Source organism: Bacillus sp. FSL R5-0659, from assembly GCF_038008785.1.
Classification (GTDB): Bacteria; Bacillota; Bacilli; order Bacillales; family Bacillaceae; genus Bacillus; species Bacillus safensis.
Genome location: NZ_JBBOZU010000001.1, coordinates 200213 through 225275, shown reverse-complemented (window position 1 = coordinate 225275; position 25063 = coordinate 200213). Strand labels below are relative to the sequence as shown.

Annotated in this window: 27 protein-coding genes; 5 read left to right on the top strand and 22 right to left on the bottom strand. The window is 41.0% G+C overall.

All coding sequences use genetic code 11. The features are described 5' to 3' along the window. The first annotated feature begins 91 nt into the window (after positions 1-91). The 5 genes from fabF to NSQ72_RS01235 all read left to right on the top strand — a co-directional run bounded on the left by fabF (position 92) and on the right by NSQ72_RS01235 (position 6985). Complete coding sequence (fabF, locus tag NSQ72_RS01255) at positions 92-1324, top strand: beta-ketoacyl-ACP synthase II (protein WP_144490666.1); 1233 nt, start codon at positions 92-94, stop codon at positions 1322-1324. A 141-nt stretch (positions 1325-1465) separates the two neighbouring features. Continuing rightward, on the top strand, positions 1466-3529 hold the full coding sequence (locus NSQ72_RS01250) for a thioredoxin domain-containing protein (RefSeq protein WP_144490665.1): 2064 nt from the start codon (positions 1466-1468) through the stop codon (positions 3527-3529). Positions 3530-3681: 152 nt separating this feature from the next. Further along, the gene (locus NSQ72_RS01245) at positions 3682-4452 is read left to right on the top strand and encodes a SurA N-terminal domain-containing protein (protein ID WP_024424429.1); all 771 of its coding nucleotides are present in this window, start codon (positions 3682-3684) and stop codon (positions 4450-4452) included. A gap of 224 nt (positions 4453-4676) precedes the next feature. Continuing rightward, on the top strand, positions 4677-6011 hold the full coding sequence (gene glpT, locus NSQ72_RS01240) for a glycerol-3-phosphate transporter (RefSeq protein ID WP_041088787.1): 1335 nt from the start codon (positions 4677-4679) through the stop codon (positions 6009-6011). Positions 6012-6103: 92 nt separating this feature from the next. Then, on the top strand, positions 6104-6985 hold the full coding sequence (locus NSQ72_RS01235) for a glycerophosphodiester phosphodiesterase (protein ID WP_341083086.1): 882 nt from the start codon (positions 6104-6106) through the stop codon (positions 6983-6985). Between the two features lie 39 nt (positions 6986-7024). Here the strand turns inward: NSQ72_RS01235 and NSQ72_RS01230 are convergent, their stop codons facing one another. The 22 genes from NSQ72_RS01230 to glmS all read right to left on the bottom strand — a co-directional run bounded on the left by NSQ72_RS01230 (position 7025) and on the right by glmS (position 24707). Further along, positions 7025-8413 (bottom strand): amino acid permease, encoded by a 1389-nt coding sequence (locus NSQ72_RS01230; RefSeq protein WP_039176097.1) that lies wholly within the window; start codon positions 8411-8413, stop codon positions 7025-7027. Positions 8414-8631: 218 nt separating this feature from the next. Next, positions 8632-9390, bottom strand: a complete 759-nt coding sequence (locus tag NSQ72_RS01225) for a DUF4097 family beta strand repeat-containing protein (protein WP_144495638.1) — start codon at positions 9388-9390, stop codon at positions 8632-8634. A 26-nt stretch (positions 9391-9416) separates the two neighbouring features. Continuing rightward, a complete protein-coding gene (locus NSQ72_RS01220; RefSeq protein ID WP_268473039.1) occupies positions 9417-10100 on the bottom strand; it encodes a bacitracin ABC transporter permease in 684 nt (227 codons plus the stop codon). A 50-nt stretch (positions 10101-10150) separates the two neighbouring features. Continuing rightward, a complete protein-coding gene (locus NSQ72_RS01215) occupies positions 10151-10783 on the bottom strand; it encodes a TetR/AcrR family transcriptional regulator (RefSeq protein ID WP_268473343.1) in 633 nt (210 codons plus the stop codon). 196 nt (positions 10784-10979) lie between these two features. After that, complete coding sequence (locus NSQ72_RS01210; protein WP_341084998.1) at positions 10980-11924, bottom strand: alpha/beta fold hydrolase; 945 nt, start codon at positions 11922-11924, stop codon at positions 10980-10982. 54 nt (positions 11925-11978) lie between these two features. After that, positions 11979-12278, bottom strand: coding sequence for a hypothetical protein (locus tag NSQ72_RS01205; RefSeq protein ID WP_144495632.1), 300 nt, complete (start codon positions 12276-12278; stop codon positions 11979-11981). Further along, complete coding sequence (locus NSQ72_RS01200; RefSeq protein WP_039176085.1) at positions 12275-12490, bottom strand: helix-turn-helix transcriptional regulator; 216 nt, start codon at positions 12488-12490, stop codon at positions 12275-12277. Before NSQ72_RS01200 ends, NSQ72_RS01205 begins: the two co-directional genes overlap by 4 nt. Positions 12491-12678: 188 nt before the next feature. Next, positions 12679-13284 carry an ABC-2 transporter permease gene (locus NSQ72_RS01195; protein ID WP_247544643.1) on the bottom strand — a complete coding sequence of 202 codons (606 nt, stop codon included), beginning with the start codon at positions 13282-13284 and terminating at the stop codon, positions 12679-12681. Beyond that, the gene (locus NSQ72_RS01190; RefSeq protein WP_144490663.1) at positions 13268-14143 is read right to left on the bottom strand and encodes an ABC transporter ATP-binding protein; all 876 of its coding nucleotides are present in this window, start codon (positions 14141-14143) and stop codon (positions 13268-13270) included. The genes NSQ72_RS01195 and NSQ72_RS01190 overlap by 17 nt, the downstream gene beginning before the upstream one ends. Before the next feature lie 5 nt (positions 14144-14148). Beyond that, positions 14149-14520 (bottom strand): GntR family transcriptional regulator, encoded by a 372-nt coding sequence (locus NSQ72_RS01185; protein WP_039176077.1) that lies wholly within the window; start codon positions 14518-14520, stop codon positions 14149-14151. A gap of 169 nt (positions 14521-14689) precedes the next feature. After that, positions 14690-15817 (bottom strand): DUF418 domain-containing protein, encoded by a 1128-nt coding sequence (locus NSQ72_RS01180; protein WP_341083082.1) that lies wholly within the window; start codon positions 15815-15817, stop codon positions 14690-14692. Positions 15818-15970: 153 nt separating this feature from the next. Next, a complete protein-coding gene (locus NSQ72_RS01175) occupies positions 15971-16168 on the bottom strand; it encodes a hypothetical protein (RefSeq protein WP_231730795.1) in 198 nt (65 codons plus the stop codon). A 12-nt stretch (positions 16169-16180) separates the two neighbouring features. Beyond that, positions 16181-16606, bottom strand: coding sequence for a TlpA family protein disulfide reductase (locus tag NSQ72_RS01170; protein ID WP_144516434.1), 426 nt, complete (start codon positions 16604-16606; stop codon positions 16181-16183). Further along, the gene (locus tag NSQ72_RS01165; protein WP_341083080.1) at positions 16606-17121 is read right to left on the bottom strand and encodes a HEAT repeat domain-containing protein; all 516 of its coding nucleotides are present in this window, start codon (positions 17119-17121) and stop codon (positions 16606-16608) included. The genes NSQ72_RS01170 and NSQ72_RS01165 overlap by 1 nt, the downstream gene beginning before the upstream one ends. Before the next feature lie 19 nt (positions 17122-17140). Further along, the gene (gene skfF, locus NSQ72_RS01160; RefSeq protein ID WP_341083078.1) at positions 17141-18562 is read right to left on the bottom strand and encodes a sporulation killing factor system integral membrane protein; all 1422 of its coding nucleotides are present in this window, start codon (positions 18560-18562) and stop codon (positions 17141-17143) included. Continuing rightward, on the bottom strand, positions 18555-19277 hold the full coding sequence (locus tag NSQ72_RS01155) for an ABC transporter ATP-binding protein (RefSeq protein WP_341083076.1): 723 nt from the start codon (positions 19275-19277) through the stop codon (positions 18555-18557). Before NSQ72_RS01155 ends, skfF begins: the two co-directional genes overlap by 8 nt. A gap of 220 nt (positions 19278-19497) precedes the next feature. Beyond that, complete coding sequence (locus NSQ72_RS01150; protein ID WP_338593830.1) at positions 19498-19899, bottom strand: RidA family protein; 402 nt, start codon at positions 19897-19899, stop codon at positions 19498-19500. Positions 19900-20014: 115 nt separating this feature from the next. Beyond that, positions 20015-20779, bottom strand: a complete 765-nt coding sequence (locus NSQ72_RS01145) for an ABC transporter permease (RefSeq protein WP_341084997.1) — start codon at positions 20777-20779, stop codon at positions 20015-20017. Then, positions 20776-21693 (bottom strand): ABC transporter ATP-binding protein, encoded by a 918-nt coding sequence (locus tag NSQ72_RS01140; RefSeq protein ID WP_341083074.1) that lies wholly within the window; start codon positions 21691-21693, stop codon positions 20776-20778. Before NSQ72_RS01140 ends, NSQ72_RS01145 begins: the two co-directional genes overlap by 4 nt. A gap of 14 nt (positions 21694-21707) precedes the next feature. After that, positions 21708-21899, bottom strand: coding sequence for a PLD nuclease N-terminal domain-containing protein (locus NSQ72_RS01135; protein ID WP_003217265.1), 192 nt, complete (start codon positions 21897-21899; stop codon positions 21708-21710). 160 nt (positions 21900-22059) lie between these two features. Then, positions 22060-22416 carry a DUF2200 domain-containing protein gene (locus NSQ72_RS01130; RefSeq protein ID WP_341083072.1) on the bottom strand — a complete coding sequence of 119 codons (357 nt, stop codon included), beginning with the start codon at positions 22414-22416 and terminating at the stop codon, positions 22060-22062. Positions 22417-22904: 488 nt separating this feature from the next. Continuing rightward, a complete protein-coding gene (gene glmS, locus NSQ72_RS01125; protein ID WP_341083070.1) occupies positions 22905-24707 on the bottom strand; it encodes a glutamine--fructose-6-phosphate transaminase (isomerizing) in 1803 nt (600 codons plus the stop codon). Positions 24708-25063 lie beyond the last annotated feature (356 nt).

Genomic DNA, 25063 nt, shown 5'->3' with positions numbered 1-25063 from the left:
TTAAAATATTATTAATTATACTAGGATAAACAACAACTTGTAATAGGATAACACAATGGCTAAAGTTAATAAAAACAAGGAGGGAATGATCATGAAAAGAGTTGTCATTACTGGAATGGGAATTATTTCTCCACTTGGAAATGATGTAAATAGCTTTTGGAATCAACTAATCAAAGGACAATCGGGAATATCTCTCATTGACTCTTTTGATACAACTGATTATAAAACAAAAATAGCCGGAATCGTTCGTGATTTCGATGCAGATAAAATATTGGGAAGAAAAGAAGCAAAACGTTTAGATCGCTTTAGTCAGTTTGCCTTAGCAGCAGCCGAACAAGCATTAGAAAATTCACAATTACAGTTAGATCAAGTTGATCTTGAACGTTTAGGCGTATATGTTGGTTCAGGAATCGGGGGTATCCAATCGCTTGTTGATCAAGTGAATGTATTAGATAAACGAGGTCCCTCAAGAGTAAGCCCCAGCCTTGTCCCCATGATGATTTCAAATGCGGCTGCGGCCCAAATCAGCATAAGATTAGGGGCACAAGGGCCATCATTGTCACCAGTCACAGCTTGTTCTATTGGGAACACCTCTATTGGTGAAGCTTTCAATGCGATCCGAAATGATGATGCAGATATTATATTTGCCGGTGGAGCAGAAGCTGCCGTCTCACAAATATCTTTGGCCAGTTTTGGAAACGCACATGCACTATCTACTAGAAACCAAGAGCCAAGCCTAGCCAGCCGTCCATTCGATACAGATAGAGATGGTTTTGTGATGAGTGAAGGCGCAGGTATCTTAGTATTAGAATCATTAGAAAACGCGATTCTTAGGGATGCACCGATATTATGTGAAGTAGTGGGATACGGAGCTAGTTCAGATGCTCATCATATGGTAGCTTCACACCCAGAAGGTAAGGGTGCCTACTTAGCCATGAAAAAAGCATTGAGAAGCGCAAACATATCAACAGATGAAATTGATGTTATTAGTGCTCATGCAACAAGTACACAAGTAGGTGATCGTTCAGAAGTTTTAGCGATTAAGAAATTATTTGGTGATCGTTCAGGTGAAATTCCAACAACGGCAAACAAGTCAATGACTGGGCACATGTTTGGTGCTGCCGGCGGAGTAGAAGCCATTGCTTTAGTGGAAAGTTTGAGACGAGGAATGATTCCGCCAACTATTAATGTAGAGAATCAAGATCCAGACTGCAATTTAGATGTTGTATTAGAAGCAAGACAGCTTCCATTGAAATATGGGCTATCCAATTCTTTTGGTTTTGGAGGACATAATTCAGCCATCTTGTTAAAGCATTACGATTGATGTAGCTATCAAGGGTTTATAGCCCTTGATTTTTTCATTTTTGGAATACCTCACAGACAAATGATGACGGTCAACAGCAATCTGATATATTAAATAGAGAAAAGAGAATACTAAAAAACATATAGAAAGGAAGGTGATCCCATGCCAAACAACCAAACACCCAACCCGCTCATCCATGAAAAATCACCATATCTCCTTCAGCACGCCCACAACCCAGTTCATTGGTACCCGTGGGGGCAAGAAGCCTTTGACAAAGCCAAGCGTGAAAATAAACCTGTGCTTGTCAGCATCGGTTATGCCACTTGTCACTGGTGCCACGTCATGGCCCACGAAAGCTTCGAAAACCAAGAAGTCGCCGACATCTTAAACGAGCATTTCATTGCGATCAAAGTCGATCGTGAGGAGCGTCCAGACATCGACTCTATGTATATGTCTGTTTGTCAGATGATGACGGGGCAAGGCGGCTGGCCGTTGAACGTGTTTGTCACGCCGGATCAAAAGCCTTTTTATGCGGGGACGTATTTTCCAAAGAGAAGTGCATACGGGCGCCCTGGCTTTATCGAGGCACTGACACAATTGCTGGATGCGTACCATAACGACCGGGATCATATTGAATCATTGGCTGAGAAAGCGACAAATAATCTGCGGATTAAAGCAGCAGGGCAGACAGAAAATACGCTGTCTCAAGAGGCAATTCACAAAGCCTATTATCAGCTCATGAACAGCTTTGATACACTGTATGGCGGATTCGGCTCCGCACCAAAATTTCCTGCACCTCATATGCTCTCATTTCTGATGCGCTATTACGAATGGACTGGACAGGAGAATGCGCTGTATGCAGTCACGAAAACGTTAGATGGGATGGCAAATGGCGGTATATATGACCATATTGGTTCCGGTTTTTCTCGTTATTCGACGGATGAAAAATGGCTTGTGCCGCATTTTGAAAAAATGCTGTATGATAACGCGCTGCTGATGGAAGCTTACACAGAAGCGTATCAGCTCACTTCAAAACCTGAGTATGAAAAGCTTGTCCAACGTCTGATTCAATTTATTAAACAAGATATGATGAATCCAGGCGGCTCCTTTTATTCAGCGATAGATGCAGATTCTGAAGGGAAAGAAGGACAATATTACGTCTGGTCAAAGGATGAAATTATCACTCATTTAGGAGAGGATCTTGGCGCTTTATTTTGCGAAGTCTATCACATCACAGAAGAGGGGAATTTTGAAGGGGAAAACATCCCTCATACCATTTCCACCTCTTTTGAGGACATCAAAACCTCTTTTTCAATTGATGACCATACACTTCATTCCAAGCTGCAAGAAGCCCGACACATTTTACAATCAGTCAGACAGCAGCGACCTGCGCCGCTTGTAGATGACAAAGTGCTCACATCTTGGAATGCGCTGATAATCGCGGCTCTCGCCAAAGCAGGAAGTGTCTTTGATTCAGAGGAAGCGATTCTTATGGCGCAGCAGGCGATGTCTTTTCTAGAAACACATCTTGTTCAACATGAGCGGCTTATGGTCCGCTACAGAGAAGGTGACGTGAAGCATCTCGGCTTTATCGAGGATTATGCGCATATGCTAAAAGCGTATATGTCTTTATACGAAGCGACTTTTGAATTAGATTGGCTGGAAAAAGCCAAAGCCATTGCCGAGAACATGTTTGAGCTGTTTTGGGACAAGGGAAAAGGGGGCTTTTTCTTCTCAGGTTCAGATGCGGAAGCGCTCCTCGTTCGAGAAAAAGAAGTGTACGACGGTGCCATGCCTTCTGGTAACAGCACCGCACTCCACCAGCTTCTGAAGCTAAGCAGAATGACTGGACGTCAAGACTGGCTGAAAACATTAGAACAGATGTTCAAAGCCTTTTATGTCGATGTCTCTTCCTACCCAAGCGGACACACAGCGTTTCTGCAAGGGCTCTTGAGTCAATATGCGGCAAAAAGAGAAATCATCATTCTTGGGAAAAACGGAGATCCGGAAAAAGAACGGCTTTTACAGGCGATTCGGAAACGATTTATGCCATTTGATATCATTTTGACCGCCGAAACAGGAAATGACTTAGCCAAGCTCGCACCATTTGCAAAAGATTACAAAACAATCGACGGCAGCACCACCGTGTATATTTGCGAAAACTACAGCTGCCGCCAGCCGATCACCCAAATCGATGAAGTGATGGAACAGTTATTCCATGATTAAGTTTGTCATATGATGACTATGAGAAGACAAAATGAGGACAAACAGATAAAAAACATGTCAATCCGCTAACAAATCGTCTGTACGGTTTTATTTTTCCTCTAAAACGGTTAGAATGCGCACTAGATGTTCTCATACCGAAGGGAGAGAAAATGATGAAAAAGGTATCATATACACTCATCGCTTGTCTGTTATCTGTTGGGCTTGCAGCCTGCTCGTCAAACGATGCCAAACAAGATAAGCAAAACGATTCAGCCAAAAACAAGGAAACAACACAGGCTGATCAAAAAGAGCAGCAAAAGCAAATGGAAGAGATGCAAAAGAAATTAGACGCACAAAAAATCGATGATCAAAAGGTCGTTGCGACCGTCAACAAAGACAAAATCACAGGCAGTGAATACAATAGCGCCTTATCTACTATCCAAGGCCAGCTTCAGCAGTCCGGGCAAGACCCAACTTCTAAAGAAGGCGAGAAAGCAGTCAAGAAACAAACCATTGATGCGCTTGTAGGCCAAGAGCTCATCCTGCAAGATGCTGAGAAGAAGGGCTTCAAAGCCTCTGACAAAGAAGTAGATAAGCAGCTAAAGGAAGAAAAGAAACAGTTTAAAGACAACGCTCAATTCGAAGAAGCACTGAAAAAGAGCGGACTTACATTGGATCAGCTGAAAAGTGACATTGCCGACAGCATCAAGTACAGCCAATATGTCGACAAAGAAATCAAATCAGCCTCCGTCTCTGAGAAAGACGTCAAAGCGTACTATGACCAATACGCAGACCAAATGAAAAAACAAAAGCAAAAAGCACCAGAATACAAAGAGGTTAAATCACAAATTAAAAAACAGCTAGAATCTCAAGAAAAGCAGAAAGAAGTACAAAAAGAAATTGAAAAGCTAAAGAAATCTGCGAAAATTAATGTGTCTCTGTAACATCTAAGAAAAAATCCGCCATTGTGCGGATTTTTTTGTTACTTCACGAACCATTTTTCCAAATTTATGACAAAAGCCTCATCATAAACGTCTCTTTCATCCGATATGATGGGAGTACAAAAGAAAGCGCTAACAATTCTTTTGTCTCTGAAAAGGTACAGGATCAAAAGCCATTCTCGTACTTTTGCTTCAGTCAATCGGACATCTACAAAAGGAGGATCTTTATGTTCAAATGGTTTAAACCTGCTCCGCATATCGACAGGCTTGATGATGCCAAAACAGACGAGACCTATAAGCGGCTGCGGCTGCAAGTCTTTCTAGGCATCTTTATCGGGTATGCGGGCTACTATTTGCTGCGCAAAAATTTCGCTTTTGCCATTCCATATCTACAGGAAGAGGGGTTCACGAAAAGTGAATTAGGCTTTGTACTCGCAGCCGTATCCATTGCTTATGGCTTTAGTAAATTCATCATGGGGATGATCTCAGACCGCTGTAACCCCAGATACTTTTTAGCTGCCGGACTCTTTTTATCAGCTCTTATCAATATCCTATTTGTCTCATTTCCGTGGGTCACATCCAGTGTATGGATCATGTTTTTGTTCATGTTCTTAAATGGCTGGTTTCAAGGCATGGGGTGGCCGCCATGCGGACGTACGATGGCGCACTGGTTTTCGGTTAGTGAACGTGGTACGAAAATGTCCATTTGGAACGTCGCTCACAATATCGGTGGGGGGATTCTTGCACCGCTTATCACATTAGGAATTGTACTGTTTGCGACGTGGAAAAGTATCTTTTTCTTCCCTGCCATCATTGCCATTATCGTCTCCTTCGTGATCATTCTTCTCGTACGGGATACCCCGCAATCCACTGGTCTTCCGCCAATCGAGGAATATCGAAATGACTATCCGGCACAAAAATATGAGGATCAAGAAAAAGAATTAACAGTAAAAGAGATTTTATTTAAATATGTACTCAACAATAAATTCCTATGGTATATCGCCATTGCCAACGTGTTTGTGTACTTCGTCCGTTACGGTGTCGTTGACTGGGCGCCGACCTACTTAACAGAAGCGAAGGGCTTTTCACCAGAGCATTCACGCTGGTCTTATTTTCTTTATGAATATGCAGGCATTCCCGGTACATTATTGTGCGGATGGATCAGTGACCGCTTCTTTAGAAGCCGCCGCGCACCAGCTGGCGTCATCTTTATGGTCGGGGTGTTAATTGCTGTTCTCGTTTACTGGCTAAATCCTGCTGGCAATCCAATGGTTGATAACATTGCCCTCATCAGCATCGGCTTTTTGATTTACGGACCTGTTATGCTCATTGGACTTCAAGCCATTGATCTCGCTCCGAAAAAAGCAGCTGGCACTGCTGCCGGACTGACAGGCTTCTTCGGCTACATTGGCGGCTCTGCCTTTGCCAATGCCATGATGGGTGTCGTCGTCGATCACTATGACTGGACAGGAGGCTTCATTTTACTGGTTGGTTCTTGTGTGCTTGCGATTGTTTTCCTCGCGATGACATGGAATACAGGAAAACGCGTAGAGCAAGCTTAATGAAAATCACATAAAAGATTCATATCCGCCCAACATGCTCTTTACATCTATTTCTTATGATGGAGGCAGTTACCGTAAAAGGAGGATAAAATATGAAGAAAAGTAGATTACTTGCTTTCGTGTTGCTCTCTTTTGCTTTACTGTCTTTTGCGTGGGTGCCGGCCACCATATCGGCTCATGAACATCTTTTAACTCCAGATCGCATCTTAACCGTTGCACACCGCGGAGCATCAGGGTATGCACCAGAGCATACCCTGGCTTCCTATAAACTCGCCACAAAGATGAATGCAGATTACCTCGAACTCGATCTTCAAATGACAAAGGATGGACATCTCATCGTGATGCACGACGAAACCGTTGACCGGACCACAAACGGAACAGGGTGGGTCAAAGACCTCACACTTGCCGAAATCAAACAGCTTGATGCGGGCACATGGTTTAACGAAGCCAATCCCGACAGACAAAATGCCAACTATATCGGACAGAGAGTCCTTACATTAGATGAGGTGCTGCGCTATTTCGGAAAACGAGAGAATTATTATATTGAAACAAAAAAACCAGACCTTTATCCGCAAATGGAAGAAAAACTATTGGCCGCCTTAAAGAAACATCATCTTCTTGGGAAACACACAAGAAAAGGGCAGGTTATCATACAATCCTTTAGTCAAGACAGCCTGCTAAAGCTGCAGAAATTAGCTCCGCGCCTTCCAAAAGTACAGCTATTAGACAGAGCCCAAATGACATCCATCACAGACGATCAGCTCGACTTTATTAAAACGTACGCCGTGGGAGTCGGACCGAATTTTAGAGCTTTAACACCTGAAAACGTCCAGCAGGTCAGAAGCCACGGACTGCTCCTTCATCCATATACGGTCAACAGCGAAGCAGACATGACACGTCTTCTGCAATACGGCGTCACCGGTCTTTTCACCAACTATCCAGATGTCTTTCAGCGTGTCAAATCTTCTCTGTAAACGACAAAAGCCTCGCGGTCCACTCCGCAAGGCTTTTGATTATTTCACCGTTTGATCAGAAGAAGCTGTTTCAATCGGTTTCCGTTTCCCAATTCCAAATACAAAAAAGCTAAGCGCCACTAAAATCAAGAACCCAATTGCTACAATAAGAGAAATACGCGTATCCTGATTAATGAGCATAAACACAAGTACCATTACTAAGAATCCGATTGTAAGATAGTTAGAAAACGGTGCTAGCGGCATCTTGAACGGATGCTGATCAAGCGCTGCTCCCTTCGCCTTTCTGAAGCCAATATGACTAATCAAAATGACAAACCAAGGCACCATCCCAGGAAGAACACTCGCACTATACACATAGACGAAAATGTTTGGCGGAGAAACATAATTCAGAACAACTCCTATCGCTAGACCAATCAGCACAGCGAATGTCCCAAAATACGGTACACCATTTTTCGAAATTTTTGTAAAGAAAGCAGGTGCCTGACCATTTACACCTAATGTATAAAGCATACGGCCCGCACTGAAAATACCACTATTACAGCCTGACATCGCTGCTGTAATCACAACAAAGTTAATAATACCTGCCGCTGCTGTAATTCCGATCTTCGCAAACGTCGCCACAAATGGACTGCCAAGCGTATTCAGCTGATCCCACGGATACACAGTCACAATGACAAAGATCGCACCGATATAGAAAATCAAAATACGCCAGATGATACTTTTGATGGCATTGGTCAGCGTCTTTTCTGGATTTTGTGCTTCACCTGCTGTAATCCCAATCAGCTCAACACCCTGGTAGGCAGCAATGACGAGCGACAATGCAAACAAGAACCCGGTAAATCCACCTGTAAAGAACCCGCCGTGTGCCCACAGATTAGACAAGCCAATAGGCGTCCCGCCATTTCCAAATCCGAAGAAAATAATGCCTAGACCTGCAACAATCATCAAGATAATCGTCACAATTTTGATCATCGCAAACCAAAATTCAAATTCACCGAACGACTTAACCGAAATCAAGTTGGCCGCTCCTAAAATGATCATCGCAATTAACCCTGGAATCCACGCAGGCAGCTCTGGGAACCAATATTTCATATAAGCCCCAACAGCAATAATTTCAGACATTCCGACAATGACCCACTGGAACCAGTTACTCCAAGCCGTCATATACCCTGCAAGCGGATGAATATATTGATGCCCGAATGTAGCAAACGACCCTGTACTCGGCTCAAGATATAACATTTCTCCCATCGCTCGCATAATAAAAAAGATAAAAATACCACACACTGCGTACGCTAGAAGAACCGATGGACCTGTCCATTGAATGGCCTTCGCTGACCCCATAAATAAGCCAACACCGATTGTGCCGCCAAGAGCAATCATTTGAATATGGCGGGCACTTAACCCTCTCTTTAATTCCTTTTGAGCCACTTTTCTTCCCCCTCATCAACAAACAACATAAAAAATAAAAATCAGAATTTTCATTCTGATTGAGAAACATCAATCTTTCGATGTATATTATCATAATAAATCTACCCTTAAAAAACAATTGTTTTTTTGAGGAAAACACTATTAACAAAATATTCTGACATAAAAAGAGTTTCAAATTGTTTTATATTGATATATTGAATCAAGGGAAGAAAGTTCCTTCAATGCTGATGACTTAATAGAAAATGACCACCTCTTATATCAACCTCAAAGGATCTTTGTCCATTCTTATGCACCAAGTTTTTCTGCTCTCGATAACAAAGAAAGTCATTCTGAAAAGTGCCAGATCTTTTCTTTACATAACAAGTAAACCCATCATTTTCTGGAATCGCCACTTTGACATATGCTCCAGTTGAAATAGACTTAAGTGAATGTAGCATGCTTGTAGAATGAATTTGTATCCTTCTACCTGTTACATGCAGATCAACATCTGAGAAAGCACCCGTCAACTCACCTTTTGACGATGTGGCGTGCAATGACAATGTCTGCGCGGCCAGCTGCCGGCTAGAAATAAGTCCACCAACTGTCTCTAAATGGAGACGCTTGATTTCACCTGCTAGCAACGTCTTTCCAGAAGTTAAATGAACATAGGCATTTTCCACATTCAGTTCTTCCGCCTGAAGATTTGCTCCTTTACAACGAATGGACATAGACTGTATTTGATTTTTCGGAAGATAAATAGTGAGATCTGTTTGATAAAGGTGCAGTCCTAAGCTGAATATTCTTTTTCGTCTATCTTGAATGACCAGCCGCCCACCTTTTACCTGATGATGCAGCAAATAGCGCTTTGGAAAGACTTGATTGGTCGTTTGACGAATGATGAGATAAGGATGATCATGGTGATGGATACGCACCTCTCCGAGCAGCCAATCAAGCGATAATTCTACGACCAATTCTTCAATTTGAACCGTATGCTCCACATGTCTCCCTCCTTTTTCATCGTGGCTTATCTCGCTTGAAGCCGGGTGATACTGGCCCACAATTCCAACATTACAATCAGAACAGCTGCGACCATGACTCCTGACAAAATGACATTCATTTGATCATTTCCATCAACTGCGATACATACGTTTCCTAAAACAGCACATAGAACAATCGCAGTCATGATCGTCATGAAGGTAGATTTCTTCATTAATCCCACTCTCATCGCAATCATGCCAATGCCATTGATACAGCAAGTAAATACTAGGTACGTTTTGATCACATTGAACATCACATCAGCAGTCAGCGCATCCTGAACGATAGGGAAGAACGTTTCAGTAACACTAAACACAATAAATGAAGGAATGATGCTACACAGCATAGCAATCGTAGAAAAACACAGCATCCAGACCATTCTCGGAAGGAGTGATGCTTTCAAACTTGGTGAATGAGTTTCATAGTCTTTCAATGTATTCACCACTACTCGACAATACATCCATGATGTGACGATCGAAAAAAAGATCATCCATACTATACTGGTCAACAAATAGATATTCGGATATTGCTGAAAACCTATTTCCTGTTCAACCCGTGCAGCAAACGCTGCAAAATAGATAAACACCAGCAGTACAATGCTTGCGATCATACTAGCTTGAATGTAATTTTTCATATGATTTTTTCTTAGCTCTAGTTTTATGAAGTGAAGCATAAGGCATCCTCCTATGAAATGAATTCTCCTTTTGTCTCTTATTTGACCAGTTAGATTTCAGGCTGATCATATCCACCAATCCCAGCATAATGCGCTGTGACCTTTTGAATGAATAGATCACTCACCACATCCACTCCAAGCCCTCTCATCATCTGTTGTAAAAACAGCAAACGCTGACTAGTTTCCTGTTGATCACGAGCAAATAGTGTTGGGTTCAGCCATATATTCACGAGAAGCATAAACACTTCTGCCACTTCACCAGGAAAAGCAGTCGTTATCGAACCATCCTCAATCCCTTCAAGAATCAGCTGTTTGATTTTAAGCGCATCCTCATTTACGCCTGCCTTCATTCCCTCAACCACAAATTGCGGGTTTTTGATCTGATCAACCAAGATCCCATCAATCGAATGAGATTGCGGATCTGCCACAAGCTGCTCTAAAATACGCTGCAGCTTCTCTTTCGCATGCGCTGCCTCTGTATGCTCAATCAAATCTTCAAGCTTCTCAGTCGCATGGCGAAATTGCCTCTCCATCACAGCACGTAATATTTCTTCCTTTGATTTGAAATGATGATAAATAGCCCCTTTAGACATATTCAATTCATGTATGATATCCTGCAAACTTGTCTTTTCGAATCCTTTTTCCTGAAACAGTTTCGTCGACACATCTAAAATTTGCTGAATCGTCTTTTCTGGATATTTATTTCTGGCCAATTAAAACGCCTCCTTTTACATACCGACCGTTGGTATGTATTTTAATCCACTACATGATAAACTGTCAATATCGGTTCTTTATATAAAATAAAAAAAGACCGCTCACACGGTCTTCTCGAGTTCAAACTGAACATCGGCAATGCCGAAGCCCCACCAGAATCCCTCACTATCGGTGACTCTCGTTGATAGATAGAAATTCTCTAAAATCAGCTGCTATTTCCTTAGATTTCGTATGATGCAAATAATGGCCGCCTTCGAAAGTAACAACTTTTCCGTGATCTACATTTTTCAGTAGGTCTTCATGCATTGGTTTCCAGCTTGGTGTTTCTTCCTCCGTTTCATCCGCTAAGTAGAAAACAACGGGGAGATTCTTAGGTAAATGTAAGCGTTGAGCGTTTTTAAAATTATTCGTGATGTTTTCTGCCTCGCTAGCTTGGCTTTCATCCAAGAAATTTCGGAAGGTCAGCATTTTAATCTGATCTTTCGTTTGATCATCCACGTTAGGCATCACGAGTTGATCTGGATTCATTTTCACTATCAATCTGTAAAAACCGGATTGATGAAGCAGCTGCAAGCTGGAAACCGGCAATTCATCCGTTTCCTGCTTCGGAACACTATTATCAATTCCAACAAATGCTTTCACTTCTTTTTCATATTTATTTACATATTCTAGTCCATAAATGCCAAAAATCGAATGCCCCATCAACGTATAATTTTTAATGTTGAGCTTCTGCAAACATTCATGAATCTCATCTACAATGTTTTGACTTGTGCGTACTTTATCTGTATCGTCACTTAAACCATATCCAAATGGTTCAATCACTACGACTCTATAATATGGTGATAATTCATTTACTAGCGGCATAAAATCCAGCACGGGTGAAGCAGTTCCATAGCCCGGGAGAAGTACAATCGTTTCTTTCCCATCGCCTTGAATGAGCACATTCATATGCTTACCGTCCACCAAGACCTTTTGCCCATAATCTTCTATTTTCCCCTTCTCCCTTTCATTACTAATGAGGTTTACAAAATAAACAGTAGCTAGAAAAACAACCATGACCGTGATAAGAGTACATATAGATATCAACATGATTCTCAATATTTTTTTCATTGGTTTTTCTCTTCCCTTCATGATGAAGAACTCCAGCTTACATCTAGCGATGAATTAATATTTCCTTTCACAATAGATGATACCGATTGTATTTGCGCAAACACTTGATACATACATAAAAGTAATCGCTATATAAAACCATTCTCTTGGAGATGAGAATTGATGGACCGAAGCTTGGATAACAGCAACCAATATATAGGCTAAGGCAATACCTATAATAGAAAAACTTCCTGCTTTCGCTAAAATAAATTGACCTCGTTCATCATGTTTATATTCACGACTTTTCTTAAATTGAAAGGCCGTGCTTATAACAGAAAGGATAATCAAAGAATAAAGAATGATCGTCGTCATCATTGTTGTTCCTCCTTGTCGACCTCTTGAAATACATCATACAAATCAACTTCAAATGTTCTAGCAATTTGAAATGCTAGTTTTAAAGACAAAGAATATTTACCATTTTCAATCGCTGCCACTGTTTGACGAGTCACACCTAACTTCTCTGCCAAATCCTTTTGTGTCCAGTCTTTTTCAGCGCGTAACACCTTGATTCTATTTTTAATCTCCATTTCAAATTCCTTTCTTGAAGGATACTTTACTTAACATAATGTTAAAAATAATTAACATTATGTTAAGTAATCATAACCTCTTTTCAAATGTATGTCAATTTCCCATGATTCAAAAAAAGAAGAATCATCCATTTTGAAAGCCCTGCCTCAAAATGAATGATTCTCGGTAAATGATATGATCATCTGAATTAAAACACTTTCCTCTGGTAAATCGCAGTAGAAAGCCCCCAAGACAGCAGGTAGAAAAGCATAATCAGCACAGCTGACCCCGTATATAAAATAGGGATCGATAAATTCATAATAAAATCAGTGATCCCACTGAATTGCTCTGCTAAATAGAGAACAACAGTTGGTCCCATAGCAGATAATACGATAAAGCCAATAATCACTGCCGTTGTGATATAACCGGGCTTTAAGATATAAAACAATGGAAAAGTACACGCCGCGAACAATAAAAACAACCCGCTGCCAATCGCAATATCTGACAGCGAAAACAGCTTCCCAAACACAAATAATGCAGCACTTGTCAGCACGATCGCAATACTCATATAGAAAATGGCGCCAAGATAACGTGATGCGATAATTTCTTTACGTGTATAAGGTAAGGAGTTTAATAGAATATTCGTTTCTGCCTTTTCATCATACGCATATGTGTTAAATGGAATGAAGACACTAGCAACTAGAAACGTCAATACTGGATGGACATCCATGAAAATAAAAAATAAGATAAACGGAATAAAAATAAGTAACTGCTTCTTTTGCAAAATCACATCACGCTTAATTAAATGAAACATGCGCAACCCCGCCTTTCAAATAAAACATGATATCCTCAAGCGACGCCGGTTCAATCACAACAGCATCCCCAAAAATGAGTTTCACTTCATCAATCCGATCGGTTAATGCTTCAAATCCGGCTGCTGTACGCATGATATGGACAAAGGCCTTTTCTGTGTCTCGATCCAATAACTCCAGGCTTCCTTTCACAAGCGCATAACTTTCTGCCACTTCATGAATCGACTGTTGAAACACCAATTTTCCATTTTGTATAAACGCAATATAATCCGCGATCCGGTCTAAGTCAGTCGTCACATGCGTCGAGAAAAAGATCGTCCGATTTCCATCAATCATCAATTCTTGTAACGTGCTGAGCAGCTCTCTTCTAAAAACCGGATCTAAACCAGCAGTTGGCTCATCCATGATAATCAGCTCTGCATGATGCGACAGCGCAATCGCAAGCGACGCCTTCATCTGCATCCCTTTTGAGAATGTTTTGATCGCTTTATTCAGCGGCAGACCAAACTGCTCAATATATTGCTCAAAAAGCCGGTCATCCCAGCGTTTATAGGCAGGTGCTACAATTCGTTTGATGTCCTTTAAATTCAATCCTGGGAAAAAAACGTTAGCATCGTAAACAAAGCCGATTCGTTCCTTAATCTCTTTTTCATGAGTATGATAATCCAATCCAAAAACCTTGATGTCACCTGAATCGGGTTTTAACAAATTCATGATCATTTTAATGGTGGTCGACTTACCCGCTCCATTCTCTCCAATAAACCCTGTAACAAATCCTTTCTTAACTTGTAAATCTAGATTCTGAACTGAAAAATCCTTGAATCGTTTCAAAACTCCTGTGAATTCAATCACATGCTCCACTCATCTCACTCCTCATATAAGAACTTTAATAACTGCTGCAATTCATCAAAAGATAAGCCTAATTCTTTCCCGTTTGTGACAACCGCTCCAAGCTGTTCCTCGATCACCTTCAATTTCTTCTCTCTCATCACTTCTACGTTTTGTTCAGCAACAAAAGATCCCTTGCCTACAATTGAATAAATAAATCCTGCCTTCTCTAACTCTTCATACGCTCGCTTTGTTGTAATCACGCTAATTTGTAGATCCTTCGCCAGCTTGCGAATAGACGGCAGTGCTGCGCCTTCTGCAAGCTCACCCGTTAAAATCATCGATTTGATTTGATTCGTAATTTGCTCATAGATGGGCTCCTTAGAATGGTTTGAAATCGTAATTTGCATATAAAAACCTCTTTTTTCACATAGTTAGAACAAAATATTGTATATACACTATATATACATTATATACACACTAAAAGAATATTCAACCATTTTAAAAAATGTTCTCCTCATTTTTTAAAAATAAAAAACCGCACAGCCCAAAAGCCATACGGTTCTTTAACAAAATGCTTTATTTCCAATATACCCATTTTCCCATAAGCCACTCCACAGGACCTCTTCTCCATTTTTTCAAATAGAGATAGCTGATGAACAGCTGTGCTGTGTACAGTCCGACAGCAAGAAGTAGCCCAAACATTGACCCCAATTGTCCAAATAGACCAAGTCCATAAGAATAGAAAATCGTTGTACAAATAATCGACTGTGCTAAATAGTTTGATAGAGACAAACGGCCAAGCCCTGCAAGCAGACGTTTCAACCCTTGTGCAGCCTTTGAATAGTAAAAAACAATAAACGCTTGAATATAACCGATCGTCAGGACATAGGCTCCTAACGTCAACACCATTTCACTCCAAGGAGCATCAATAAACGTCGCACATTTTAAAGCAAGCCCGATGATAATCATCCAAACCCAGCCTTTACGATAAGCCATGCCTCGATCTTCTTCTGTCAAATGACCTTTTTTCCCGATCGCCATGCCAAGCAGTGCAAATGGACCGATCATGATAGGAGCATAGAGAAGACTTAAAATTGGTGTCATAGTAAGTGTTACAATTGCCATAATGATGGAGACGATTACCATATCATCTTCAATTGTAATCCGGCTCAATACAATATCGCCATATGTACCAGTCCCATATACATTCGTTAATAAATCAGGATTTCCGTAAATAAAATTCATTAGAGATGGATAAATCACTAAAGATAAGGCACCTAAAATACCCGACCATATAAACACTGTTTTGATTCGGCTGTTTATAAACATCATTAGGAAAAACGTACAAGCTCCATAATAGAGAAGAATGTCGCCACTCCAAATGAAGATTAAATGCAGCATCCCAAGCACAATCAGACCAAAACCACGGCGAACGACAATGGCATTCGTATTTAGCCCCTTGGCCTTCGTCGATTCAATCAGCTTGATAAAAGAATACCCAAACAAAAAGGAAAAGATCGGATAAAAAGACCCCTGGAACATAATTTCCGTCACATATACACCGAATTCCTGCCCCCAAAAACTCGAATCAAACATTTTCTCAAAATCATAATCATATTGAAAATTAAGCATATTCACGATCAAAATACCTAATAAACTAAAACCACGTAAACTATCAATAAACTCAACCCTAGATCCCTTCAACTCGACAGCTCCTTCGGAAAATATAAAGATAAAGTATATTTATCCTACCACACTTTTAAAAAATTGGTTCATATCCCCATGTGAAAAGGTGTGTTTTAAGGTAAATTTAATAAAAAAACCTAGAATATATATTCTAGGTATCATACTGAATAATTATGACTTATGACTTTCTTCTTTCCGCAGCATTCGCTTCAAATAAAACAACATTCCCAAACCGAATAAAATCAACGCCATTTCCCAGTCTGCAGAAATCGGCAACCATTTCAGCATCATTAAAATCAGCAAAACCGCTCCAACACCTGCAAAAAAAATGACGTTTCTTTTTAATTCTTTGTTTGATTGAAACAACACTCTCTCCTCCACTTATCCAATTGAATGTTTTTCTAACTTTTTCAAAATTCTTTCCCAGCCGGTATCTCCCATTTTCCGATCTATTAACTGCCCCTGTTGATCTATGAGACAAAGGCTAGGTAATCCTTGAATCTTATACTTTGCAACAATCTCATAATCCTGATCCAATACAATAGGAGCGGTCATATTCTTTTCCTCTGCATACTCTGAAACAACATCTGCCGATTTTTCCTCTTCTGTATATGGAACATGGACAAAGGTTAAATGAATACCCAGCTCATTCACACGTTGTAGGATATGATTGGTTAATTCTTCACAATGAGGACAGCTGACTGACCAAAAATAAAGAAGCTGATGCTGTCCCTTAGGTACACTCCTTTGATCTGAAGGGTAAATCCAAGGAAGATGCTCGGGCCAGTTGAGTTTCTGCGTTCCCACTATTCATCACCCTTTTCCTTTAGCTGAAAAGCGATAATTTTCCCTAAAGCTTCCTCTGCAGCAAAAGGAGTAACGCTGCCTGTTGGATTTTCTTGTTCTTGTTTTAAGCACTCGTACATGTTTTTTTCGATTTTTGATGGATCAATCCAAGAAATACACCATGATGCCCAAAAACAAGTAGGTCCCTCATAACGTTTCGCTAATGGCAGAAGAAATGGCAGACTAGGCTGACCAATCCTCATGAGTGACATGGCAGCTGCCATTCTTGTATCCTCTTCGTCACTTTCTAATAGCTGTGCTAGCGGTTCAGCTGCGTCCCCCGCATCTGCTCCAAATTCACCCAGTACTGCTGCGGCAATATTTCGCAGAGACCCCTTTTCTTTTAAAGCTTCAACAAGCACTGGCACTGCATCTTTTCCTGACTTTCTCAATTCCCCCATTGCTTGAACGATCGTTACTTCATTTGTATTGGCCAATTGTTGAACTGATTGAGACAGCTTATTTTCTGGTTTCATTTACAATCAACTCCTCTTTTTAATGAACCGCACGGTATCGATAACAAAGCACATAAAATCCAGCCCCAGCCGCTAGGGATACAATTGTAGTCAACAAGCCATCAGTGATGAGATAAATGCTAATCATGACCATCGCACTGATCACAGACGCAAATAGCAATGATCGATAATAGGCGGCCAAAGCAAAACTCCTTTCTCTTCTCAGAGGCTGCATAAAGGCAAAGAGCCGTATGGCCAAAAACCATATATAAACTCCTCCACCAAATAAGGTCCAATACAATACATCCTGAATACCAGCCAATAAAAGAGAAATCAAGTAGAAAGCATACAGCCAAAAGGTTTGAAACACTTCTAACAGAATGATTTTTTGATATAAAGCACCTGGAAAAAGGTAAAGCGCTCCTGTTTGCGCATGTCTTACAATCCCTGCATAATATGAACTAAAAAGAACAGATACCGCGATGACGATCAAGAATAGATTCAGCCAATCTGAAAAATAAGTAAAGACAACATAGTAAGTACCAATTAACAGCATAGTAGATAGTACATGGAAAATCATATACTTTTTTATCAGCAATAATTCAATCCAAAGAAAAGCCCAAATGCCCGTTAATGCCGGAAGTCCCCACCATGTCCTGCTCTTTTTTTGAACGATTGGACTTGATTGAATATGTCTCCCCTCAAATTCCTCCCAAAATACTGCTTCCTTGACTAAAGACTCCTTCATCTCTAAACGATGACTAGCCTTGTACATCATCATGAAAGATAGAAACATCACTCCAATAAAAATGAAGACAGAAAGAATGGAGAACTCTTCGATCATACGCCCAGCTTGAAACATCAAAGAATCAGCAATGTTCATTAATGAGGGCTGTTTCATCACCAATTGATTCAAAACAAGTAGTGCAAAGCTGAAAAACATCAAGACAAAACCGAGTAAGAGCAAACGCTTGTATACTCGAATGGTTCTAGCACAAGAAACCGCAATCATCCAAGTTTCGACCAAACATAACAGCCCTGTCAGAATGAGTGATTTTCCAAGCAGAAACGGGTACTGCTGCGTCATAAAAAACAGAAGAAGGTCCGCAGCCAAAGCAGAGATAATGAGAAGAGCTCCTCGCCAGAAAATGTGATACATCCACACACTGATAACAACCGTCCATAAAGAAGCGCCATTTCCATATAACCAAATGATATCGTTCATCTGACTAGGCAGCCGATTCGTAAACAAACCAAAACCCGTATAAAGAACAAACAAACAGACAATGATCCATCCTGCTGCACTTGTATCCCAATCACCCATACTTGAAACTGCGCTTAGCTGAAAACCAATTGCCGCTATGAAAAGAAGTAAGATCAGAAAAGGCATTTTCTTTTCTTGATTTTTACTGATCAAGCGCCTTTGAGATTTCATCCATAAAAGGGAGAGTGTGTTATTCACTTGACCACTCCCCCAAAAGTTGAATAACTTCTGCCCTCCACTCAACCTGTTCTTCCTTTAATTGAGGAACATCCATACTCTTCATGATGGCACCATCTCGAATCAATACAACCCTGCTAGCCGTATCAAGGACAAACTCCAGACTATGAGTCGACACGAAGATCGACCCACCTTGACTACTTTTTTGTCTCAGCCAATCCGACAGCCACTGTTTTGATGGAATATCTAACCCGACAGTCGGTTCATCTAATATAAAAAGGGAGGCATCTTGAACAATGGCTCCTGCTAAGACGACACGCTGCTTTTGGCCTCTTGAAAGCCTTCCACACAGTTCATTCATCTTCTTTTCCATATGTACTTCTTTCAGCGCTTCATATACCTTTTCCTTGATCTGTTTTAAGCCTTTATGATATCCACGAGCACGGAATTGAACATGTTCAGCAGCCGTTAAGTCTTGATACAAATAGGGGTGATCAGGAATAAGCGCGATTTGTTTTTGAACATGGGAATGACCAGGCGGGAAACCCTCTATGAGAATTTGCCCTCCATCTGGTTTAAATAGACCCGTTAAACATCGAATCGTTGTCGTCTTCCCGGCACCATTAGGCCCAAGCAGTGCCACAACCTCACCTGCTTCGATGGAAAACGACAAACCCTCTATCCCATCACCATTGCTATATCGTTTGCTTACATTCTGAACCTCCATGAATGGCATCAAATCTCTCCCTTTTATTAGAGTGATGTATGCTTATCTATGGTGTGTTAAAAATCAAAAACGAATGTCATTAGACCCACTAATCATTAACCCTAATATTACCATATAGAGAATAACAAGGTAATAGGAATGAGGTAATCTATTCTATATACAACGGGAAAATAAAATAGATTATGTACAAAATAAAAAAAGATTGGGTTGCAGCATCCCAATCTTTTATCTATTCACCCAAAACCATCTCCTGACACGCCCAAGCATCCACCTCTACCTTTAAAGCAGGGGAAGCCAATGCCACTACATAAATCATCGTCATACAAGGCAGGTGATCGCCTAAAAACTGCCCCATGATTTGTTTCCTGCTCTCTGCATCGAACTCTCCCACGAGATAAAATACTAGTTTCGTTATATCTTCCACAGCCATATCTGCCGCTTCTACATTTCGTTTCACATTCTCTAACGCTAGTTCGAGCTGCTTCAACGGGCTCTCTGGGATTGCCCCATCCGCCTCCATTCCCACCTGACCTGATAGGGTTAACCACCGCTGAGGTCCTGTTGTTTCTATTTGATGGGTATATGGTGCGACTGGCGGATGAATGTTCTCAGGATTACGTGATGTTCTCATTGATAAAAACCCCTTTTCTGAAAATACAGTCAATTATTATCATCATATCAAACTTTCTACCCTATTCAGATTTTTATGCTCATGGTAATCCTGAAGAAACAATCGCAACAGCCTGCTATAATTCTTGTTTTCTAAAAAGAAAACATCCGACGAGAAAAAAGAAAACAATCAATACCGATACACCTAGAAAACTTGTAAGTGCCTGATCCGAATAAGTCCCCTTATGAATCATCTCTTCGGCTGCACTTGTCACGCCTTTAGGCGCAAACTTCCCTAATGTCTCTTCATAAAATGAAGGAACGGTAAACAGAATAAGGTTGATCAAAAGCGACACACCGCCAGCTGTGACAGAACGTTGAAAGAACGCCGAAGCACAAATGGTCGATACCACAATCAGCAATAAATTTGGATAATAAAGAAGTGTTCCTTTTAACACATTGACCCAATCCACATGACCAAATTGAATGTCCACATAATAAACAGAGGCAAGCACCGCCACTACCAAACTAAACAAAGTCAAACAGGCATAGGCACATATTTTTGATACATAATAATTCGTTCGACTGATCGGTTTCACCATAATCATCGCGGTCACTCCAGAGGTACGCTCTCCAGCGATCGTCCCCATCACGATCATAATCAGGATAAACACACCTAGGGAATGAAATTTACTCAATGCACTCGCCAAAGCCTCTCCAGCACTAGGCTCTGGTATATAAAATGTAGACCCTTCAGGTAAATTAGCTGATTTCGATAGAAGATCTGGCAGCATTTTAAGCGTAATAGGCTGTGTGATCATTAAAATCGTAAAAATAATAGGAACAAATAAGATTTTATAGCTAGTAAATAACTCCCTAAATTCCTTTTTCAACATCATTATGCATTCACAACCTTCATGAAAATATCTTCAAGCGTCAGCTTAGATAGTCGATAATGGAGGAGAACACCGCCAGCTTCAGTGATGAGACGAGGCAGCTCCTTCAATGCCGTTTGTTGATCTTTGATTCGCACCTGATAAGCGTTTTCTGTCTCAATGCAATCTTCCACCCAATCCCGCTCTTTTAGCAAAGCCACTAATTTCGTATTCTGTTGTTCTAATTGAAATTCAAACACTGGCTGGATATAGTCTTCTTTAATCTGTTTCATGGAAGAAGACATCTCAATTTTGCCACTGTTGATCATGATAATATGATCTGCCACACGTTCAATGTCATCTAAAATATGGGTCGACATAAAGATCAGCATCTCATGCTTTAGACGCTCAATCAACGTCAGGACGTCTTTTCTTCCCATGGGATCAAGTGCAGACACAGGTTCATCCAAGATGAGAACCTTCGGGCTGTTGATAAGTGCCTGCGCAATGGCAAGCCTCTGCTTCATGCCTCCGCTATAGCTGCCAATGGCACGATCCTTCGCCTCATACACACCACAAAGCTTCAACAGCTCCTCTGTTTTGGAGCGAATGATGTTTTTCTCTAAATGAAATAACCCGCTAACCCAATGCATCCACTCCTGCCCCGTCATATCCTGATAAAATGCAGGATGCTGCGGACAATACCCAATCACATAACTGATTTGGTCCATCTCCTTTGTGACATCCAAACCAGCCACCTTTACGACACCAGACGTAGGACGAGCAAGTCCTGTGAGAATCCGGATCGTTGTTGTCTTCCCAGTTCCATTGGCACCTAAAAAGCCAACACATCCAACCTCCCCAACAGAAAACGAAACGTTTTTTAAAATTTCATGCCGACCATACGATTTCGTTAGCCCATGACACTCCAGCTTATTCAAGCGAATCCCCCCTACTAAGATTGTTTACGACCAAAAATGAAATACGCAATAGGACCGGCACTAGCCACAAACACAATCACCAAAGCCCAAACCCATTTCACCTCTCCTCTGATTCTCGATGGGTCTCTTTTCAACAAATCAAACAAACCAATCACCATCAAAATCGCTTGCAGCAAAATAAGAGGTAAAATCATCTTCATATCCATCCACGCCACTCCCTTTTCAAACGCCAATTTGTTTTAGTATTACTTCTTTTGACGACATGAAGAGAGAATTCGTTCAAATGGATTTTATTTTTATTGGTCGAATGATCTATAAATATAAAAAAGCCCAGTGAAGGTTATTCACTGGGCTTGCTTGTTATTCTCATGATGAACCTCGCAAAATCTTTTCCATCTTCTTTCCTTTCGCTAACTCATCAATCAGCTTGTCCATATACCGAATGTTTTTCATAGTTTCTTCCTCAATGTCCTCTACTCGAACACCACAAATGACTCCTTTGATTAAACTGCGGGAAGGATGAAGCTCAGGAGCCTCAGCAAAAAAGGTTTCAAAGTCTATCTGCTTGTCCAACTGCTCCTGTAACTCTGCGAGACTGTACCCCGTCAACCAACAAATAATCGTATCGACTTCAGCTTTCATTTTTCCCTTTCTCTCTGCCTTTGCGATGTAGAGAGGATAGACTTTTGCGAAACTCATTGTGTAGATTTTAGGTTTGGTCATGTATCTACTCTCTTTCTTCGTTAAATATTTAAACTGTCATGCTTTTTAAGGGGACGCCTCTCTCATTATGCACTTAGTATAATGTGCTATAAATACAACTTATAAACGATGATATATGCCTTTATTATTTCTTTCATCTTTTTTGAAAGCTCTATATTTAAGAAATTGAACAATACAAAATCCAAGGAATACACCTATTGGTCCTCCACTTGAGACAGGACCACCAATTAAACAATAAGAAATGATAAACAATGCAATATAACCAATTATGAAAAAAACAATTCCCCATTTTTCTTTTTTTACGTATCGAATAAAAATAATATTTCCCCCTTAAAATACGTATCTATATTTATGATGACAGCAAGTGGAGATATTGTCCATTAATCAAAGTTCAGCTTAAATCTTTATAATACTAGTTCTTTTAACACAAAAATACCCCTTTAGAAAACGATATCTAAAGGGGTATAAAAGCTGTTTTTATTTAATTCCTACTCCACCGTCACACTCTTCGCAAGGTTACGTGGTTTATCCACATCACACCCGCGGTGAAGGGCTGCGTAGTAAGCGATCAGCTGTAATGGGACAACAGATGCAAGTGGTGCAAGTGCTGGGTGTACAGCTGGAAGGACGAAACGGTCGCCTTCGTCTTCTAGGCCTTTTAGTGAGATGACACATGGGTTTGCTCCGCGTGCAACGACTTCTTTGACGTTACCGCGAATGCTAAGGTTCACGTGCTCTTGCGTTGCAAGGGCAATGACCGGTGTGCCTTCTTCAATTAAAGCGATTGTGCCATGTTTGAGTTCTCCGCCAGCAAAGCCTTCTGCTTGGATGTAAGAGATCTCTTTTAGTTTTAATGAACCTTCAAGGCACACATAGTAGTCAAGTCCTCTTCCGATAAAGAATGCGTTACGTGTCACTGTGAAGAAGTCACGAGCGATTTGTTCCATTTCATCCTTTTGATCGACAAGGGCTTCCATTGCGTTTGCTACAATACCAAGCTCTTTCACAAGATCAAAGTCAAGAGATTGACCGTTTAATTCAGCTGCAACGGATGCAAGGATTGCAAGTACAGCGATTTGTGCTGTGTAGGCTTTTGTTGAAGCCACTGCAATTTCTGGTCCTGCATGAAGAAGCAACGTGAAGTCCGCTTCACGAGAAAGCGTAGATCCTGGTACGTTTGTGATCGTTAATGCTTTATGACCAAGCTCTTTGACTTGAACAAGTACAGCACGGCTGTCCGCAGTCTCCCCAGATTGAGAAAGGAAGATGAACAACGGTTTTTTCGATAGAAGCGGCATGTTGTAAGAGAATTCACTTGCTACATGGACTTCTACAGGTACTTTCGCCCAGTCTTCAATGTATTGTTTACCGACAAGTCCAGCATGGTAGCTTGTTCCGCAAGCCACGATGTAGATGCGGTCTGCTTCTGCTACTGCGCTTGCGATATCGCCAGCGACTGACAGCTTGCCATTTTCGTCTTGATATTCTTGGATGATTTTGCGCATAACAAGCGGCTGTTCATCCGTTTCTTTTAACATGTAGTGAGGATATGTGCCTTTCTCAATGTCGCTTGCATCAAGCTCAGCGATATAAGAAGGACGTGTCATGATATCACCGTCAAGGTTTTTAATCATAACCTCGTCTTTTGTGACAATGACCATTTCTTTATCCATTAATTCCGCATATTCGTTTGTTACTTGAAGCATCGCCATTGCGTCAGAAGCCACAACGTTGAAATCTTCGCCAAAACCAACCAATAATGGGCTTTTGTTTTTCGCCACATAGATTGTTTCTTTGTTTTCGTTATCGAAAAGGGCAATTGCGTAAGAGCCTTTTAGTTGAAGAAGCGTTTGACGGAAAGCTTCCTCTGTATCAAGACCTCTGCTGACAAATTGTTCGATGACTTGAACAACAACCTCTGTATCTGTGTCGCTTTTTAGTGTGACGTCTTGTAAATATTCGCGTGTCAATTGTACATAGTTCTCAATGACACCGTTATGAACAAGCGTAAAACGGCCAGAAGCACTTTGATGCGGATGCGCATTTAGATGGCTTGGTACACCGTGAGTTGCCCAGCGTGTATGTCCAATTCCTGCTGAAGATGCCACGTTTGCATCAACGACTTCGCGAAGCTCAGCGATACGTCCTTTTTCTTTGAACACATGCACGCCTTCTTCGTTTGCCACAGCGATACCTGCTGAGTCATACCCGCGGTACTCAAGCTTCTCTAAACCTTTTAATAAGATTTCCTTCGCATCATTCTGACCAATATAACCTACGATTCCACACATAAATATTCTTCCTCCCGATCATGTGAAAGGGACAAAGAAAGCCTACTAAAATAGAAGGGACATTTCTTCGTCCCTCTCTACATGTTTATTTTGGGAGATCATGTGTATTCCCTTTGTACAAAGAGTCACCTCTTTGGTTTAAAGAAACACTTACGGCTGTGATCTCTTTTTTTGATCAGCCGGGAGGCATCCGCCGAAAATTCGATAACCTCCATCCTCGTCAACTAAGCATCTTTCGTCCGATCGCTTAGTTCGGGCGCTATAATTATAAGAGAGTTCCTGAACATCTACCCTGCCTTTCCTGATAGAATAAAAATCCAGTAACACAAGGATGATTGTACTATAAGGTCTGACCT